General features: G+C 70.2%; 16 protein-coding genes and 1 riboswitch. Of the genes, 14 read left to right on the forward strand and 2 right to left on the reverse strand.

From position 1 onward, the window contains the following. Nucleotides 1-74: 74 nt before the first annotated feature. From ASD43_RS16745 to argH, 10 genes are all read left to right on the forward strand, one after another. Nucleotides 75-791 (forward strand): DUF402 domain-containing protein, encoded by a 717-nt coding sequence (locus ASD43_RS16745; RefSeq protein WP_157551092.1) that lies wholly within the window; start codon nucleotides 75-77, stop codon nucleotides 789-791. A 64-nt stretch (nucleotides 792-855) separates the two neighbouring features. After that, nucleotides 856-1,818 (forward strand): NAD-dependent epimerase/dehydratase family protein, encoded by a 963-nt coding sequence (locus ASD43_RS16750; protein ID WP_056421119.1) that lies wholly within the window; start codon nucleotides 856-858, stop codon nucleotides 1,816-1,818. A gap of 23 nt (nucleotides 1,819-1,841) precedes the next feature. Continuing rightward, nucleotides 1,842-1,935: riboswitch (TPP riboswitch) on the forward strand. Next, complete coding sequence (thiM, locus tag ASD43_RS16755) at nucleotides 1,926-2,774, forward strand: hydroxyethylthiazole kinase (RefSeq protein WP_056421121.1); 849 nt, start codon at nucleotides 1,926-1,928, stop codon at nucleotides 2,772-2,774. (Overlaps the previous riboswitch by 10 nt.) Then, nucleotides 2,771-4,921 (forward strand): bifunctional hydroxymethylpyrimidine kinase/phosphomethylpyrimidine kinase, encoded by a 2,151-nt coding sequence (locus ASD43_RS16760; protein ID WP_056421123.1) that lies wholly within the window; start codon nucleotides 2,771-2,773, stop codon nucleotides 4,919-4,921. Before thiM ends, ASD43_RS16760 begins: the two co-directional genes overlap by 4 nt. Nucleotides 4,922-5,200: 279 nt before the next feature. Then, the gene (argC, locus tag ASD43_RS16765) at nucleotides 5,201-6,253 is read left to right on the forward strand and encodes an N-acetyl-gamma-glutamyl-phosphate reductase (protein ID WP_056421124.1); all 1,053 of its coding nucleotides are present in this window, start codon (nucleotides 5,201-5,203) and stop codon (nucleotides 6,251-6,253) included. Then, a complete protein-coding gene (gene argJ / locus ASD43_RS16770; protein WP_056421126.1) occupies nucleotides 6,250-7,407 on the forward strand; it encodes a bifunctional glutamate N-acetyltransferase/amino-acid acetyltransferase ArgJ in 1,158 nt (385 codons plus the stop codon). The genes argC and argJ overlap by 4 nt, the downstream gene beginning before the upstream one ends. Next, nucleotides 7,404-8,321, forward strand: coding sequence for an acetylglutamate kinase (gene argB / locus ASD43_RS16775; protein ID WP_056421128.1), 918 nt, complete (start codon nucleotides 7,404-7,406; stop codon nucleotides 8,319-8,321). The genes argJ and argB overlap by 4 nt, the downstream gene beginning before the upstream one ends. Then, the gene (locus ASD43_RS16780; RefSeq protein WP_056421131.1) at nucleotides 8,318-9,529 is read left to right on the forward strand and encodes an acetylornithine transaminase; all 1,212 of its coding nucleotides are present in this window, start codon (nucleotides 8,318-8,320) and stop codon (nucleotides 9,527-9,529) included. Before argB ends, ASD43_RS16780 begins: the two co-directional genes overlap by 4 nt. Further along, entirely contained in the window at nucleotides 9,526-10,455 is a 930-nt protein-coding gene (gene argF / locus ASD43_RS16785; protein WP_045252695.1) for an ornithine carbamoyltransferase, read from the forward strand. Before ASD43_RS16780 ends, argF begins: the two co-directional genes overlap by 4 nt. Next, entirely contained in the window at nucleotides 10,455-11,885 is a 1,431-nt protein-coding gene (gene argH, locus ASD43_RS16790) for an argininosuccinate lyase (RefSeq protein ID WP_056421133.1), read from the forward strand. Before argF ends, argH begins: the two co-directional genes overlap by 1 nt. Nucleotides 11,886-11,931: 46 nt before the next feature. Here argH and ASD43_RS16795 read toward each other — a convergent pair whose 3' ends face one another. After that, entirely contained in the window at nucleotides 11,932-12,519 is a 588-nt protein-coding gene (locus ASD43_RS16795) for a DUF1349 domain-containing protein (protein WP_056421135.1), read from the reverse strand. 59 nt (nucleotides 12,520-12,578) lie between these two features. Here ASD43_RS16795 and ASD43_RS16800 point away from each other — a divergent pair, with 59 nt between their 5' ends. From ASD43_RS16800 to ASD43_RS16815, 4 genes are all read left to right on the forward strand, one after another. Then, a complete protein-coding gene (locus tag ASD43_RS16800; protein WP_056421138.1) occupies nucleotides 12,579-13,223 on the forward strand; it encodes a SatD family protein in 645 nt (214 codons plus the stop codon). Continuing rightward, nucleotides 13,220-14,041 carry a hypothetical protein gene (locus tag ASD43_RS16805; RefSeq protein WP_056421139.1) on the forward strand — a complete coding sequence of 274 codons (822 nt, stop codon included), beginning with the start codon at nucleotides 13,220-13,222 and terminating at the stop codon, nucleotides 14,039-14,041. The genes ASD43_RS16800 and ASD43_RS16805 overlap by 4 nt, the downstream gene beginning before the upstream one ends. Before the next feature lie 63 nt (nucleotides 14,042-14,104). Then, on the forward strand, nucleotides 14,105-15,406 hold the full coding sequence (gene tyrS / locus ASD43_RS16810) for a tyrosine--tRNA ligase (RefSeq protein WP_082539517.1): 1,302 nt from the start codon (nucleotides 14,105-14,107) through the stop codon (nucleotides 15,404-15,406). A gap of 92 nt (nucleotides 15,407-15,498) precedes the next feature. After that, complete coding sequence (locus ASD43_RS16815) at nucleotides 15,499-16,296, forward strand: DUF4184 family protein (RefSeq protein ID WP_056421140.1); 798 nt, start codon at nucleotides 15,499-15,501, stop codon at nucleotides 16,294-16,296. Here the strand turns inward: ASD43_RS16815 and ASD43_RS16820 are convergent. Continuing rightward, nucleotides 16,281-17,624 carry a CoA transferase gene (locus ASD43_RS16820; RefSeq protein WP_235564205.1) on the reverse strand — a complete coding sequence of 448 codons (1,344 nt, stop codon included), beginning with the start codon at nucleotides 17,622-17,624 and terminating at the stop codon, nucleotides 16,281-16,283. The two genes, ASD43_RS16815 and ASD43_RS16820, sit on opposite strands and share 16 nt — an antisense overlap. Nucleotides 17,625-18,059 lie beyond the last annotated feature (435 nt).

Consider the following 18,059-nt stretch of genomic DNA (forward strand, 5'->3'; position numbering starts at 1 on the left):
GGCCCGCCTCCTCTCGGGGATGCGGGCCTCGTGCACGCTCAGCCTCTCGGAACGGGCGGCGATAGCGTGTGCTGATGAGCATCCTCCCTCACAGCACTCCCGCCGCGGTGCCCGACGGTGCGCGGCCGATGGGCGAGGGACCGTTCCTCCGGCCCGGAGACCAGATCGACTGGCACTATCGCCCGCCCGGCTGGCAGCCGGGCGACGCGTCGACGATCACGCCCATGCGCGTGGTGCGCGACGACGAGCGCGGGTTGGTGGCCTGGCTCGCACCCGGGACGCTCCAGGAGACGCCGGGGACGACCGAGGGGGAGCGCATCCGCACCGTGCCGCTGGACCGCCGCTGGCTCGACCCTCGTACGCGCATCGTGGAGGAGTGGTGGGGCAACGGGATCCTGCGCATCGCACCCGCCGGTGCCGCCTGGTCGGTGTGGCTGTTCTGGAGCGAGACGGAGGGGTCGCACTGGCGCTTCGCGGGCTGGTACGTGAACCTCGAGAACGCGCATCTGCGCACCGATCGAGACACGTACTCGTCGGATCACATCCTCGACGTGCAGATCGACGCCGAGGGGAGCGTGCGCCTCAAGGACGAGGACGAGCTGGCGGCCGCCATCGAGCAGGGCCGGCTCACGGGTGAGCAGGCCGCGCAGATCGAGCGCCATGCATCCGCTGCGATCGAGTCGTTCCGGGCGGGCGACTGGCCCTTCGATCCCGAGTGGCAGCTGTGGCGCCCCGACACCTCGTGGACGGTCCCCGAGCTCTCCGGCATCGGAGAGCTGCGCAGAAGGTGAGCGCGGCATCCGCCCTGAGCGGACGCCCCTTCCCCTGCGCGGCGGATGCTGGTGGCATGAGCGCATGACAGATGTGCTGATCCTCGGAGGAACGGGCTGGCTGTCGGGCCGCATCGCCCGACGGATGCTGATGAACGGGGCGACCGTGATGTGCCTCGCGCGGGGTGGGCGGCCGTCGCCCGACGGGGCGAGCCTCGTGCTGGCCGACCGCGACGACCCCGCGGCGTACGACGCCGTGTCGGCTCGCGACTGGGATCACGTGATCGACGTCTCCTCGCGTGCGGAGCACGTCGACCGGGCCGTGGCCGCGCTGGGCGACAAGGCGGCCCGGTGGACCTACATCTCGTCGGTGTCGGTGTACGCCGACGACGAGACGGTCGGTGCGGACGAGTCGGCTCCGGTGCACGCGCCGGCGGAAGCCGGTGACGACGAGTACGGCGCGCAGAAGGTCGCGGCCGAGAACGCCGTGCGCGCCCTGGGAGAGCGTGCGCTGATCGTGCGGCCCGGTCTCATCGTGGGCGAGGGCGACCCGAGCGATCGCTTCGGCTACTGGGCCGCGGCGTTCCTCCGCTCGCAGGACGGACCCGTGCTGGTGCCGAGGTCCGAGGCACGCCACGCGCAGGTGATCGATGTCGACGACCTGGCGGAGTTCGTCGCGACGGCATCCGCGACCGGGATCGTCGACGCCGTGGGCGACCCTCATCCGCTCGCCGAGGTCCTCTCCTCCTTCCGCCGCGCTGCGGACCACCGTGGCGAGATCGTGACGGTCGACGACGAGCGGCTGATCGAGAAGGGCGTCGCGTACTGGGCGGGGGAGCGATCGCTTCCGCTCTGGCTCCCGACCGACATGACCGGTTTCATGACCCGGGCGAACACGCGGTACCGCGCCGCGGGCGGTGTGCTGCGGCCCCTCGCCGAGACGATCGCGACCGTCGTCGCCGACGAGCAGGAGCGAGGAACCGATCGCGACAGGCGCGCCGGACTCACCCGTGTCGACGAGATCGAGCTGCTGCAGCGACGAGGGTGATCTCCGGGCGTCGCTAGACTTCGAGCAGTGACACGGGGTGCCGCATCCGCGGCTGAGAACAGACCCGTCGAACCTGATCTAGTTCGTACTAGCGAAGGGATGTCGCGGTGAGCGATCGTCTGCGTCCGGAATCCGAATCGACCCTGGCGGCCTCGGCCGCCCAACTGCTGTCCGCGCTGCGTGGGTCGCCACCGCTGACCCACTGCATCACCAACACCGTCGTCACCGGGTTCACGGCCAACGTGCTGCTGGCTCTCGGGGCGGCACCCGCGATGGTCGACATCGTCGACGAGGCGGGGCTCTTCGCGGGAGTCGCGTCCGGGACGCTGATCAACCTCGGAACCCCGACTCCCGAGCAACGTGCCGCGAGTCTCGAAGCCGTCGCCGGTGCTGTCGCCGCGGGCACACCCTGGGTTCTCGATCCGGTCGCGATCGGTTCGCTGCCCGTGCGCACGGCGCTCGCACACGACCTCGTCGTCTCGCGGCCCACGGCGATCCGCGGGAACGCCTCCGAGATCCTCGCACTCGCAGGGCTCACCGCCGGGGGTCGGGGCGTCGATGCCACCGACACCACCGATGCCGCCTCCGACGCCGCCCTCGCCCTCGCCGCCCGTCACGGTTCGGTCGTCGCCGTCTCGGGACCCGTCGACCTGATCACCGACGGGCGGCGCATCGTGCGGATCGCGAACGGCGACGAGCTGCTCACCAGGGTCACCGGTGGCGGGTGCGCACTGGGCGCCGTGATGGCCGCCTTCCTGGGGACTGCCCGCACGGTCGGGATCGATCCGCTGACCGCCGTCGCGTCGGCGAGCCTGGTGTACACGGTCGCGGCGGAGCGCGCCGCCGCACGGGCCTCGGGCCCCGGCAGCTTCGCGGTCGAGCTCCTCGACGCGCTCGCGTCGGTGGGGCCGCGTGACATCGCTGACGCGGCACGGGTCGAGGAGCGTGCGCTGTGATCGCGGACCTCTCGCTGTACCTGGTCACGGACCCGGATCTCTGCGGGGAACGCGGTGTCGTCGAGACTGTCCGCCGCGCCGTCGACGGGGGTGTGCGGATCGTGCAGCTGCGGGACAAGACGGCGACGGATGCCGAGACCACGGCGCAGCTCGTCGAGCTCTCGCGCGTGATAGACGGTCGGGCACTTCTGGTCGTGAATGACCGCCTGGATGCCGCCATCGCCGCGCGGGAGCAGGGTGCGCGGGTCGACGGCATCCATCTCGGGCAGGGCGATGCATCGGTGCTGCGCGCGAGAGAAGCTCTGGGCGCCGAGGCGCTCATCGGCCTCACGGCGAACAGTCGGGAGCACTTCGAGGCTGTGCGCGCGCTGCCGCCCGACACGATCGACTACCTGGGCGTCGGCGTCATCCGCCCCACCGCCACCAAGCCCGACCATCCGCCGGCCCTCGGCGTCGAGGGCTTCCGTGCCCTCGTCGAGACGACCGTGCTCCCGTGCGTGGCGATAGGAGGGGTGGGCATCGACGACACCGAGCGGCTGCGGAGCGCGGGTGCGGCCGGCCTCGCCGTGGTCTCGGCGCTGTGCGCGGCTGCGGATCCGGCCGAGACCGCTGAGGCGTTCGTACGTCGTTGGCGCGCGGCGGGCACGCCACGGGTGCTCAGCATCGCCGGGAGCGACCCGTCCGGCGGAGCCGGGATCCAGGCGGACCTCAAGTCGATCGCCGCGAACGGCGGTTACGGCATGGCGGCGCTCACTGCGCTGACCGCTCAGAACACCACCGGTGTGCGGGGCGTTCATGTGCCGCCCGCTGCCTTCCTGCGCGAGCAGCTCGACGCGATCTCCGACGACATCGTCGTCGACGCGGTCAAGGTCGGGATGCTCGCGAACGCCGACGTCATCCGCACGGTCGCCGACTGGCTCGATGCCGTTCGGCCGCCGATCGTCGTCCTCGATCCGGTGATGGTCGCCACCAGTGGCGACAGGCTGCTCGACCGGGATGCCGAGGCGGCATTGCGCGAGCTCCTCCGGCGTGCACACGTCGTCACCCCCAATCTCGGCGAGCTCGCCGTGCTGGCCGGGCGGACGATCTCGGGATGGGACGACGCGCTCGCGGCCGCGGAGGATCTGTCGACGGCGATCGGGGCGGCCGTCCTGGTCAAGGGCGGGCACCTCGAGGGGGACGACGTGCCCGACGCGCTCGTGGACACCGGAGAGGGAGTGCGATGCGAGTTCCCGGGCCGTCGGATCCGCACCGCGAACACCCACGGCACGGGGTGCTCGCTCTCGTCCGCGCTGGCCACACGTCTGGCTCGCGGCGAGTCGGCCGTCGACGCCGTCGCCGCGACCCGGGCGTGGCTGCGCGAGGCGCTGCGCGAGAGCGAGGCGCTGAACGTCGGTCGTGGTCACGGACCGGTCAGCCACTTCGCGGGGCTGTGGGAGCGCGGCGGGCTCGAGACGAGACCGACGCCGGAGCAGATCCGCGCCGAGTGGTGGACGCGCACGGCCGATGTGAGGGCGAGGATCGACGAGCTCCCCTTCATCCGCGGCCTGGCCGACGGCACTCTCGCTCGGGAGCCGTTCGTGTTCTACCTCGCGCAGGACGCGCTGTACCTTCGCGAGTACGCCCGCGTGCTCGCCGAAGCCTCACGCCTCGCTCCCACTCCGCACGAGCAGGCGTTCTGGGCGCGTTCCGCCGAGGGGGCGATCATCGGAGAGCTCGAGCTGCACGCGTCGTGGCTGACCCCGGGTGAGGGCGTGGATGCGGCGGTGTTCTCGGTCGCTCCCGCTCCCGCGACCGTGGCGTACCTCGACCATCTGCGCTCCGTGGCGTTCGGCGGTGACTACGCCGAGCTCGTCGCCGCGATCCTGCCGTGCTTCTGGCTCTACACCGACCTCGGCCGGCGCCTGCACGCGGGGGAGTTCGGCGAGTCCGCGCAGGATCCCCGGCACCCGTACGCCTCCTGGCTCGCGACCTACGCGGACCCGGCGTTCGAGGATGCGACGGCTGAGGCGATAGCCCTCGTCTCGGCCGTAGCGGCGACCGCCGCGCCCGCCACCCGGGACCGGATGCTCCGCGCGTTCGAGGTGTCGAGCGCCCACGAGCTCGCCTTCTTCGCCGCACCGTCAGCCACTGTCGACTCTCCGTGACGGAGCGGATTTGCGCATGCCGCGACGAGCGCGCTATCGTCGCGGCATGTCCTCGGCCGCCGCCTTCGCTCCCGCCACGCGGTTCCTGAGCGCGCGCAGCGAGTCGAAGAGCGTTCCGAGCGTCATCGCCGTGCGCCGACGCCGCAGCGGCCGCCGACTCTAGGCGACCCTGCGCTTCTGCCTGCACGTGCACGGCGGTCGAGTGCCGGTGTCGCCGCCCCCGGTCCCCGACACCGCTCCCTCGAATTCCCCGAGGGGTCCGACCGTTAAGGTAGAAGCATGACGTACTCCGTCGCCGTCTCCGGCGCATCCGGCTACGCTGGCGGCGAGATCCTGCGCCTCCTCGCGTCCCATCCCGACATCGAGATCCGCACGGTCACCGCGCATTCGAATGCCGGACAGCCGTTGGTCGAGCATCAGCCGCACCTGCGCTCGCTCGCCCACCTCACCCTTCAGGACACGACCCCCGAGATCCTCGCGGGGCACGACATCGTCTTCCTCGCTCTGCCGCACGGGCAGTCCGGTCAGTACACCGACGCGCTCGGCGCCACGCCGCTCGTGATCGACGCCGGAGCCGACCACCGCCTGACCTCGCGCGCATCATGGGATGCGTTCTACGGCGGCGACTTCCACGAGCCGTGGGCGTACGGCGTCCCCGAACTGCTCGTCGGCGGCGCCAAGCAGCGCGAGACCCTGCGCACGGCGACGCGCATCGCAGCCCCCGGCTGCAACGCGTCGACCGTGAGCCTGAGCCTCGCACCCGGCGTCGCGGCGGGAGTGATCGACCCCGGCGACATCGTGTCGGTGCTCGCCGTCGGTCCGTCGGGGGCGGGGAAGAGCCTTAAGACCACCCTGCTCGGCAGCGAGATCCTCGGCACGGCCAATCCCTACGCGGTCGGCGGCACTCACCGGCACATCCCTGAGATCAGGCAGGCGCTCGCCGCCGCGTCCGGGGCGGCACCCGAGGGCATCCGCATCTCTTTCACACCCGTGATCGTCCCGATGGCGCGAGGGATCCTGGCGACCTCGACCGCGCCGATCGTCGACGGCGTCAGCGATGCCGAGATCCGGGCGGCGTGGGAGCAGGCGTACGGCGACGAGACCTTCGTGCAGCTGCTGCCCGAAGGGCACTTCCCGCGCACCGCCGACGTCCTCGGCGCGAACACCGCGCTCATCGGACTCGCGATCGATCGCGCGGCGAACCGCGTGACCGTGGTCACGGCGGTCGACAATCTCGTCAAGGGCACCGCAGGCGCTGCCATCCAATCCATGAACCTCGCGCTGGGACTGCCCGAGTCCCGCGCCCTCTCAGTGAACGGAGTCGCGCCGTGAGCGTCACCGCCCCCGCAGGATTCGAGGCGGCCGGAGTCGCCGCCGGTCTGAAGTCGACCGGCAAGCCCGATGTCGCCGTGGTCGTCAATCGAGGTCCCCGCAAGGTCGGCGCCGCCGTCTTCACGAGCAACCGCGCCAAGGCCAACCCGATCATCTGGTCGCAGCAGGCCGTCGCCGACCGGATCGTCGAGGCCGTCGTGCTGAACTCGGGCGGAGCGAACTGCTTCACGGGCAGCTTCGGCTTCCAGACGACGCATCAGACCGCCGAGAAGGCGGCGGAGCTCCTGGGCGTCAGCGCCGGCGACGTGCTCGTCTGCTCGACCGGTCTCATCGGCGTCGGCGACGAGGTCTTCCGCGGCAAGGTCCTCGCCGGCACCGAGCAGGCCATCGCCGAGCTCTCGTCCGAGGGCGGCGAGGTCGCGGCCGAGGCGATCATGACCACAGACAGTGTGGCGAAGACCGCCGTCGTGAGCCGTGACGGCTGGACCATCGGCGGGATGGCGAAGGGGGCGGGCATGCTGGCCCCTGGCCTCGCCACCATGCTGGTCGTCATCACCACGGATGCCGTGCTCGAACCGCTCGACGCAGATGCCGCGCTGCGTGCCGCGACCGGAACCACGTTCGACCGGCTCGACTCCGACGGGTGCATGTCGACCAACGACCAGGTCACGCTGCTCGCCAACGGCGCGTCGGGGATCGTCCCCGACGTCGAGGAGTTCTCGGCGGCCCTCGCCGAGCTGTGCCTGCAGCTCGCGGTCAAGCTGCAGGGCGACGCCGAGGGCGCGAGCCATGACATCACCATCGAGGTGCAGCACGCGATGTCCGAGGGGGAGGCCGTGGAGGTCGGTCGCTCGGTCGCGCGGAACAACCTCTTCAAAGCCGCCATCTTCGGCAACGACCCCAACTGGGGCCGGGTGCTCGCGGCCATCGGCACGACGAACGCACAGTTCGACCCGTACGACGTGGACGTGTGGATGAACGGCGTCCGGGTGTGCAGCGAGGGCGGTCCCGATCGCCCGCGCGAGGAGGTCGACCTGACCCCGCGTGCGACCCACCTGGTCATCGATCTGAAGATGGGCGAGGCCACGGCCACGATCCTCACGAACGACCTCACCCACGACTACGTCCACGAGAACAGCGCCTACGCCTCATGACCGACATCCAGGACGTCACCCCGGACGTCGCCGCCGTGAAGGCCGCGACGCTCATCGAGTCGCTGCCGTGGCTGAAGAGGTTCCGCGACCAGATCGTCGTCGTCAAGTACGGCGGCAATGCGATGGTCTCCGACGAGCTGCAGGAGGCGTTCGCACAGGACATCGCCTACCTCCGCTACGTGGGCGTGCTGCCGGTCGTCGTGCACGGCGGCGGTCCGCAGATCTCGAACATGCTGCAGCGACTCGAGATCCCCAGTGAGTTCAAGGGCGGCTACCGGGTCACCAACACCGAGGCGATCAGCGTCGTGCGCATGGTGCTCACCGGCCAGGTCAACCCGCAGCTCGTCTCCAAGATCAACTCGCACGGCCCCATCGCGACCGGTCTCAGCGGGGAGGACGCCGGACTCTTCGGCGGACGCCGTCGCGGTGTCGTCATCGACGGGGAGGAGATCGACCTCGGCCGCGTCGGCGACGTCGTGGAGGTCGACCCGACGCCCGTGCTCGATCATCTCGCCGCCGGTCGCGTGCCCGTGGTTTCCAGCATCGCGCCTGACCTCGATCACCCCGGCCAGTCGCTGAACGTGAACGCGGACGCCGCGGCCGCCGCGCTCGCGGTGGCGCTCAAGGCGCGCAAGCTCGTCATCCTCACGGATGTGCCCGGGCTCTACGCGGATTGGCCCAATCGGGACTCCCTCGTATCGCACATCACCTCGGACGCTCTCATCGAGATGCTCCCGAGCCTCGAATCCGGCATGATCCCGAAGATGAAGGCATGCCTGGATGCGATCGAGGGCGGCGTGGATGCCGCCGCCATCATCGACGGACGGGTGCCGCATTCGGTTCTCGTCGAACTCTTCACCAGCAAGGGAATCGGAACAGAAGTGGTCTTGGGAACGACAGGGACGAACGCATGAGCAACTGGCAGGACGACGCAGCGAGCGATCTGGTCCTCAACGCAGGACCACGCCTGGCGATGCTCACCCGAGGGGAGGGGTCGTACCTCTGGGACTCCGAGGGACGTCGTCATCTGGACTTCCTCGCGGGAATCGCGGTGACCTCCCTCGGTCACGCGCATCCGGTGTTCGTCGAGGCCGTCTCGAGGCAGGCCGCCACACTCGCCCATGTCTCCAACTACTTCGCCACGCCGTCGCAGCTGGCACTCGCCGCGCGACTGAAGCGCCTGGCCGGTGCGGGTCTCGACGGACGCGTGTTCTTCTCGAACTCGGGGGCTGAGGCCAACGAGGCCGCCTTCAAGCTCGCGCGACTGCACGGTGGTGCGGAGAAGCCGCGCATCCTCGCCCTGCAGAACGGGTTCCACGGTCGCACCATGGGCTCGCTCGCGCTGACCGCCAAGGAATCCATGCGGGCGCCGTTCGAGCCGATGCCCGGGGGAGTCGAGCACATCCCCGCGACCGTCGAGGCGCTCGAGGCGGCGATGGACGACCGCGTCGCCGCGGTGATCGTCGAGCCCATCCAGGGCGAGGCCGGGGTCGTCGAGCTTCCCGAGGGGTACCTCCAGGCGGCCCGCTCCCTGACGTTGGCGCACGGCGCGCTGCTCATCGTCGATGAGATCCAGACGGGGGCGGGGCGCACCGGAGCCTGGTTCGGCTTCAGCCATGAGGGCATCACCCCCGACGCCATCACCCTCGCGAAGGGGATCGGCGGCGGCTTCCCCATCGGAGCGCTCGTCACCTTCGGAGCGGCGAGCTCGCTGTTCACGCCCGGCTCCCACGGGTCCACCTTCGGCGGGAACCCGTTGGCGACCGCGGTGGCCGATGCGGTGCTCGCCGAGATCGAGAGCGCGGGACTCGTCGAGAACGCCGCGCGCCGCGGGGAGGAGCTCCGCGACATCATCACGGCGATCGATTCGCCCCTCATCACCGGCATCCGCGGTCGCGGCCTCCTGATCGGCGTGGCGCTCAGCCACCCCGTCGCGAACGAGGTCGTCGCCGCCGCCCAGGAGCGCGGTCTCATCGTGAACGCCGCGAACCCCGAGACGGTGCGCATCGCGCCCGCCCTCACGATCGGAGACGCCGAACTCACCGAGTTCCGCGAACTCTTCGCCGCATCGCTCGCCGATGTCCAGGCATCCCTCACCGACTCCGGAAAGGCCCCCGCATGACCCGCCACCTGCTGCGTGACGACGATCTGACCCCCGCAGAGCAGGCGGAGATCCTCGATCTCGCCCTCGAGCTGAAGAAGGATCGCTGGGCGAACAAGGCCCTCGCGGGTCCCCAGACGGTCGCGGTGATCTTCGACAAGTCGTCGACCCGCACCAGGGTCTCGTTCGCGGTCGGCATCGCCGACCTCGGAGGCTCGCCCCTGATCATCTCGACCGCGAGCAGCCAGCTGGGCGGCAAGGAGACCCCGTCCGACACCGCGCGGGTGCTCGAGCGTCAGGTCGCGGCCATCGTGTGGCGCACGTACGCGCAGGCGGGCCTCGAGGAGATGGCCGCCGGAACCAGCGTCCCCGTCGTCAACGCCCTCTCCGACGACTTCCACCCGTGCCAGCTGCTCGCCGACCTGCTCACGATCCGTGAGCACAAGGGCGACCTGAAGGGGCTCACCCTGACCTTCTTCGGCGACGGGCGGAGCAACATGGCCCATTCGTACGCGCTCGCCGGGGTCACGGCGGGGATGCACGTGCGCATCGCCTCGCCGGCGGACTACGCGCCCCGAGCCGACATCGTCGAGGCGGCGGATCGTCGTGCGGCCGAGACCGGCGGTTCGATCACCCTCCTCACCGACGCCGTGGAGGCGGCGGCCGGCGCCGACGTCATCGTCACCGACACCTGGGTGTCGATGGGCAAGGAGGAGGAGAAGCTCGCCAGGATCCGCGACCTCGGGGGATACAAGGTGACGCCGGAGACGATGGAACTCGCCGATTCCGACGCGATCTTCATCCACTGCCTCCCCGCCGACCGGGGGTACGAGGTCGACTCCGACGTGATCGACGGCCCGCAGAGCGTCGTGTGGGATGAGGCGGAGAACCGTCTGCATGCGCAGAAGGCGCTGCTGGTGTGGCTGCTCGAGCGGAAGGGCGCCTGATGGTCGACGCGAAGAACGAAGCCACCAACGAGGGCGCCCTCTGGGGCGCGCGGTTCGCGACCGGACCGTCGCCCGAGCTGGTGGAGCTCAGCCGATCGACCCACTTCGACTGGATCCTCGCGCCGTACGACATCGCGGGGTCGCACGCCCACGCCACGGCGCTCGCCGCGGCCGGGTACCTCGAGCCCGATGAGGCGACGAGGATGCACGAGGGACTGGATGCCGTCGCGCGCAAGGTCGCCGACGGGACTCTCCGGCCCGCGCCCTCGGACGAGGATGTGCACGGAGCACTCGAGCAGGCGCTGATCGCCGAGCTCGGCCCCGAGCTGGGCGGACGCCTGCGCGCCGGACGCAGCCGCAACGACCAGATCGCCACGCTCGTGCGGATGTACCTGATCGACCACGCCAAGGTGATCGCACGCGACCTGCTGCGTGTCATCGACGCGCTCGTCGCACAGGCCGAGGCGCATCCCGATGCGATCCTGCCCGGACGCACCCACCTGCAGCACGCGCAGCCCGTGCTGCTCGCCCATCACCTGCAGGCGCACGGCTGGCCGCTCGTCCGCGAGCTCGAGCGTCTCGTCGACTGGCGGCGTCGGGCCGGCGTCTCGCCCTACGGCGGGGGAGCGCTCGCGGGATCGACCCTCGGACTCGACCCCGCGCTCGTGGCCACGGAACTCGGCCTCGATCGTCCGGCCGAGAACTCGCTCGACGGCACCGCGGCACGCGATGTGGTCGCCGAGTTCGCCTTCATCACGGCGATGACCGGTGTCGACATCTCTCGGCTGAGCGAGGAGATCATCCTCTGGAACACGCGCGAGTTCGGGTTCGTCACGCTGCACGACGGGTACTCGACCGGGTCGAGCATCATGCCGCAGAAGAAGAACCCCGACATCGCCGAGCTCGCGCGCGGCAAGTCCGGGCGCCTGATCGGCAACCTGTCCGGCCTGATGGCGACCCTGAAAGGACTCCCGCTCGCCTACAACCGCGATCTGCAGGAGGACAAGGAGCCGGTCTTCGACTCCGTGCAGACGCTCGAGGTCGTGCTGCCCGCGTTCGCCGGCATGATCGCGACCCTCCGCTTCGATACCGAGCGGATGGCGGCTCTCGCTCCTGAGGGCTTCTCGCTCGCGACCGATGTCGCCGAGTGGCTCGTGAAGCGCCGGGTGCCGTTCCGCGACGCCCACGAGATCTCCGGAGCCCTGGTCCGTGCCTGCGAGGAGCAGGGCATCGGGCTGGAGGACGCCTCCGACGAACTGCTTCTCTCCGTCTCGCCGCACCTGGTGCCCGAGGTGCGCGAGGTGCTCACGATCGAGGGTTCGGTGGCGTCGCGCACCGGTGTCGGCGGCACCGCTCCCGCGCGTGTGGCCGAGCAGCGGGCCGAGCTCGTGGCCCGCGCCCAGGCGGCCGCTCACGCACTCGGACTCTGACGCTCCCGACCGCCGGCCGTCGAGCGATCGACGGCCGGCGGGACGATCAGTGCAGCTCGGCGTCGGCGGACGACATCGTCCAGCGGGTGAAGCGCACGACGAGACCCGCACGGGTGGGGCCCGCGAGGAACGGTCCGGCCGTGGCGGCGGACTCGCCGTCGAACGGCGCCACGCGCACCAGGCGCCAGTCGCCGTCATCCGCACGCGCGCGCACGATCACGGCATCCTGCCAGCGGCTCACCCGCACCGTGATCTCGCTGTCGTGCCAGTCGTCGACGTAGCCGACGGACCAGTCCGATCGCCCGTCGGTGACCACGGCGCCCAGGCCGAGGTGGTCGTCGGCGAACTCCACGCCCGCCTTGATCCAGTGCTCGTCGTCGCGGCGGACGAAGACGCCCGCCTGGTCGAACTGGCCTTCCCAGGGAGCGCGGAACGAGACGTCCATCGCCTCGCCCACCGCCAGCGGGGCGAGCAGCGCATGCTCGGTGTCGTGCACGAAGCCGTAGGCCGTGTGGCGCCAGGCATCGCTGCCTTCGACCGCGGTCACGAGCAGATGGTCGCCGTCGACCGTGACGTCGGCGGGTTCGTGTGTCCAGGAGGCGTCGCCCCAGGGGATGATGTGCGATTCAGGCATGTTCCGAGGCTATAACCAAATAGAGCATAAAGCAAAGTTATTCGTGATATGGTTATGCCATGGTCATCGCCGTGCTCGCCGACATCGTGGGGTCTCGCAGGCTCGACGACCGCACGGCCGCGCAGCGGATCCTCGACGACACCATCGCCAGGGTCGAGAAGGACCTTCCGCTCGCGCAGCATCCGCTGGTCCCCACCGTCGGCGACGAGCAGCAGGGGATCTACCGCGACCTGGAGAGCGCGATGGTGTCGCTGCTGATGATCCAGCTCGCGCTGCCGGACGGACTCGCGTTCCGCTTCGGGATCGGGGTCGGTGAGGTGCGCGCGGTCGATTCCGTGCACGGTGAGCTCGCCGACGGACCGGGGTGGTATGCCGCGCGTGCCGCGATCGAGATCGTGCATGCGAGAGAAGGTCGCGCCGTGCCGCGCACGCGCACCTGGATTGTCGGAGCCCCCGGGCAGGATGAGGTCATGCAGAGCACGATCGCGGCATCGAACGCCTACCTCCTCGTCCGTGACGAGCTGGTCGGGGTGATGAACGAGCGGGAGCGACGGCTGACCTACGGACGTCTGCTGGGCCGTTCGCAGCACGACCTCGCCGCCGAGGAGGGCATCTCGCAGCCCAGCGTCTCCAAGTCGCTGCGCAATGCCGGAAGCGCTGCACTCCTCGAGGGGCTGGTCGCGCTGCGGGGAGCGAGCGCGTGATCCTCGCCGGATTCGTCCTGCTCGCCGTGGGTGCCGCCGATCTCGTGCGGCAGTTCGCCCCCCGCCGGTGGATCGGCTACCTCGCGGCCGGCATCATCCTGCTGCTGCTCGGCAGCGTGAGCGACGCGCTGCTGCCGATGATCGCAGGGCTCGTGATCGGCGCCCTGTGGGTCTGGAGCATGCCGTCCGAGCGGCCCGCCCCTCTCGGTTTCTGGCCCGCCGTACTGCTCGCGCTCGTCGCGGTCGGGTCCGTGGTGTGGTTCCCGGCGCGCGTCGACGCCGGGATGATCGGAGCCGTCTGGAGCCTGCGTTCGCCGTTCGGCGACATCCCCTTCGACCTCGCGATCCTCGCCCTCGGAGCGGGCGTGTTCCTTCTCGAATCCTCGAACCTCGTCGTGCGCGCCGCGCTCGACGGTGAGCACACGTGGCGCCCCATCGACCGCGGTGCGGGCACCGAGCCGACCGCCGCGGGCGGCGAGGCCGCGGACGATGCTCTATCCGACACGGCCACGCCCCTGGCCGTCCCCGTCCTGGGTGCCGTGGCAGAGGCGACGCCGACCCGCGACCCGCGCGCGGGGTTCCAGGGCGGGCGACTGATCGGCCCGCTCGAGCGCATCCTGGTGATGATCCTCACTCTGGCGGCCGCCTATCCGATCCTCGCCGCGATGCTCGCGGCCAAGGGCATCGTCCGATTCCCCGAGATATCCCGCGACGGCGAGACCGGAGCGCGGGCGGAGTACTTCCTCGTCGGCAGCCTCGTGAGCTGGGTCATCGGGCTGAGCGCCGCCTTCCTGGTGTGGTGGGCTGCGCACAGCTGACGCAGCGCGATCCGTCCGTGGGGCGGCGAAGTGACGGCATCCGCCGCTGATAGCCTGGTGCGCGTGTCGAATACCGATCTGACGACCGCCCCACCGGCGATCGACCCCACGTTCGAGAACGTGTGGGACGAACTGCTGTGGCGCGGGCTCGTCCATGTGTCCACTGACCAGGAGGCGCTGCGCGCCCTTCTCGCCGGGGACCCGATCACGTATTACTGCGGCTTCGATCCCACCGCCCCCAGCCTCCACCTCGGCAACCTGGTGCAGCTGCTGACGCTGCGGCGCATCCAGCTCGCCGGGCACCGGCCGCTCGGACTCGTCGGCGGTTCGACCGGTCTGATCGGCGACCCTCGGCCCACGGCGGAGCGCACGCTCAACACGCGCGAGACCGTCGAGGAGTGGGTGGGGCGACTGCGCGCGCAGGTCGAGCGCTACCTCAGCTTCGAGGGCGACAACGCCGCCCGTATCGTCAACAACCTCGACTGGACGGCGCCGCTGTCGGCCATCGACTTCCTGCGTGAGATCGGCAAGCACTACCGTGTGGGCACGATGCTCAAGAAGGATGCGGTCGCGGCGCGACTGAGCTCGGACGAGGGCATCAGCTACACCGAGTTCAGCTACCAGATCCTGCAGGGGATGGACTTCCTCGAGCTGTACCGCCAGTACGACTGCGTCCTGCAGACGGGTGGATCCGATCAGTGGGGCAACCTGACCAGCGGCACCGACCTCATCCGTCGGTCCGAGGGCGTGGCCGCACATGCGATCGGCACGCCGCTGATCACCAACAGCGACGGCACGAAGTTCGGCAAGAGCGAGGGCAATGCCATCTGGCTCGACCCGGAGATGTGCAGTCCGTACCGGATGTACCAGTTCTGGCTCAGTACGGCGGATGCCGATGTGATCGAGCGCCTCAAGGTGTTCACGTTCCTCAGCCGCGCGGAGATCGAGGAGTACGAGGCCCTCGTCGAATCGGAGCCGTTCCGGAGGGCGGCGCAGAAGCGTCTGGCGCTCGAGGTCGTCGCCATCGTGCACGGCATCGAGGCGACGGCGGCGGTGATCGCGGCATCCGAGGCGCTGTTCGGCCAGGGCGACCTGACCGCGCTCGATGCCTCGACGCTGCGCACCGCGCTCGAGGAGCTTCCGAACGCCACGGCCGCCGCCGGCTCTTCCGTCGTCGACGCGCTCGTCGCGACGGGGCTGGTCTCGAGCACGTCCGAGGCGCGACGCGCGATCGCTCAGGGAGGAGTCTCCCTCGACGGCGAACGTGTGCAGGATGACACGGCCACGGTGCGAGGAACCCTCCCGGGCGGGGTGTCGGTGCTCCGTCGGGGCAAGAAGACCCTCGCCGGTGTCTTCCTCGCCTGAGGACCGACCGATCGTCTGACGGCGACCGACCGAGCATCTTCGGTCGGTCGCCGTCGTGCATCATTCCGCCGACTCGACAGGAGACACAGTCGATGCCGTTCACCCCGAGCCACGCGGTGGTCGCCCTGCCGTTCGTCCGCACACCGCTCGTGCCCGCGGCGATCGCGATCGGTGCGATGACGCCGGATCTGCCGCTGTTCCTGCGGGGAGTGGGCCTGCGATACTCGTTCACCCACACCTTCGAGAACGTGCTGTGGACCGCGCTGGTCGCCTTCGTCCTGTTCCTCCTGTGGCGGGTCGTGCTTCGTCCGGCCGTCGGCGAGCTCTCGCCCCTGGCTCTGGCGCGACGGCTGCCGGCGGAGTGGCAGCAGGTCGGTGTCTCGGCCGCGGGATCGGCGGTCGGGATCGGAGCGTCGCGTCGCGCGTACCCGGTGCTGCTCGCGGTGTCGCTGATCCTGGGAGTCCTGAGCCACATCGTCTGGGATCTGTTCACGCACGAAGGACGGTGGGGTGTCGAGACCTTTCCCGCGCTGGGAATGATGTGGGGGCCGCTGACGGGGTTCAAGTGGCTGCAGCACGGGTCCAGCGTGACGGGTCTCGTGATCCTCGGCGTCTGGGCGTGGCGACGACTGCGCGACACCGAGCCCCGCGTCATCTCCGAGCGAGCAGTGCCCGCGGGCATGCGCATCGCGTGGTGGTCGTCGTTGCCGGTGATCCTTCTCGCCGCGGTCGTCATCGGCTACTTCGCCTACGGGCCGTTGACCTCGGAGTTCACCGCCCAGCATCTCGCCTATCGGATGCTGCCACCGGCCTGTGCACTGTGGGGTGCGCTGACTCTGGTGCTGTGCCTGACGATCCCGCTGTTGCGACGCCGTCACCAGACGGGCTGATCGGAACCCCAGAGATGCGGGGCGGCGAACTCCACGCCGGGAAGAGCGGGTCGTGCCGTCGAGACCCGATGTCCGCCGACCTCGAATGTGGCGGTGTGTGCAGAGAGATCGATCTCCCGCTCCACCTCGGGGTGTCGGTTCCGCGGCATCCCGAGCAGCTCGGCCGCGATGCGCCGCAGGGATGTGCGCACGACCCACGAGTCGCCGTCCCTCCGCTGCCGTTCGAGCAGATTGATCACCGCCGCGGCGAGCAGGTAGCCGGCGCTGTGATCCAGAGCCTGGGCCGGTAGCGCGCCAGGACGCTCGCCATCGGCTGACTCGACCATCGAGATGCCGGACTCGGCCTGCACCAGACTGTCGAATCCCGCCCGATGCGGCTCATCGTCGCCCCAGGCGCTGAGCTGGGCGATGACGAGACCCGGATGACGAGCCGCCAGGTCTGACGGCGTGAGACCGAGCCGGTCGAGTGCGGCGGGTCGGTATCCCAGGACCACGACGTCTGCCGCGGCGAGCAGCTCCTCGAATCGTCCGCTGCGTGCATCGAGCACCACGGACCGCTTGCCGTGACCGGTGTCCAGGTGCTGCCACTCGGGTTCGGCGAGTCGGGGTGGGTCTATGCGCAGCACGTCCGCGCCCAGGAGTGCGAGGGTCCGTGTGCACACCGGCCCGGCGATCACACGGGTGAGATCCAGCACGCGGACGCCGGCGAGCGGCACCGAAGGGATGCTGCCGCGCGCGTCGTGGCGGCGGCTGTCGGGGCGTGAGCGGGGAGCGGGGGAGGGCGCGCGGTCGACGGCGAGCAGGGGAGTGGTGCGCCGTCGCTCGTCATCGCGCGGATCCTCCTGTCGTACGGGAACGGCGAGACCCCGCGCGGCGGTGATCCTGTCGACGGCTTCGCGGGAGGTGAGTGCGAGGAGGGCGGTGCGCACGCCGCGCGCATCGGCGTCCGCCCCGAGACCGAGTCCGTCGCGCAGTCGACGAGCGTGATGCGGGTAGTTGCCGTGGGTGCGGACCCAGCCGTCCGCGGTGCGCCAGAAGCCGGAATACACGGACCACACGTCGGGCGGCGTGCCATCGACCGTGAGCACGCGATCGCTCCGGTACGCGACGGCGACCCGATCGGGATCCGGCAGGCCGTCGAGACCCGCGATCAGACTGCAGGCGCGCACGCTGGCCCAGGCGAGATCTCCTACGGCGAGACGCGAAGGGAGAGGGACGGCCACCGCGGGGAAGTCGCCGTGATCACCCACATCCGCGACGATGCCGAGGTCCGCTCGTACACGACGAAGGATCGAGGCTGCGGGGGAGAGCGAGGACGGTCGGATCACGGTGAGATCGTACCCGTGGGGGTGCGTTGCGGGAATAAGAGCCGCTGGCCTGGGCAAAGCACGCGCGGGAGGGTGGACGACACGCCCGGCGGGCAGCCATGATTTGCCGGAACCCCGGAATCCACGTAACTTATTACTTGTTCGCCCCACAGGGAAGCGGAGAGGCCGAGAGCTTCACCCCCCTCAAGCGGAGAACCACCTCCCACATCCTCTCACTTGTGAGAACAGACGCATGCGTCTAGGATGGGAGATCCACCCCTTCTGTGGCTGTCGACAGCTGCGCAGCGGATCTGAGATCCGCACGGCGCGCTGATTTGACAAGCGGGATCGGGTGGCTAAGATAGAGAAGTTGCCCTTCGGGCCTGGTTGTGATGACTGGGTCGTGGGAGCATCCGATCCTTGAGAACTCAACAGCGTGCACTTGTCAAATGCCAA

This window comes from Microbacterium sp. Root553 (genome assembly GCF_001426995.1).
GTDB lineage: Bacteria > Actinomycetota > Actinomycetes > Actinomycetales > Microbacteriaceae > Microbacterium.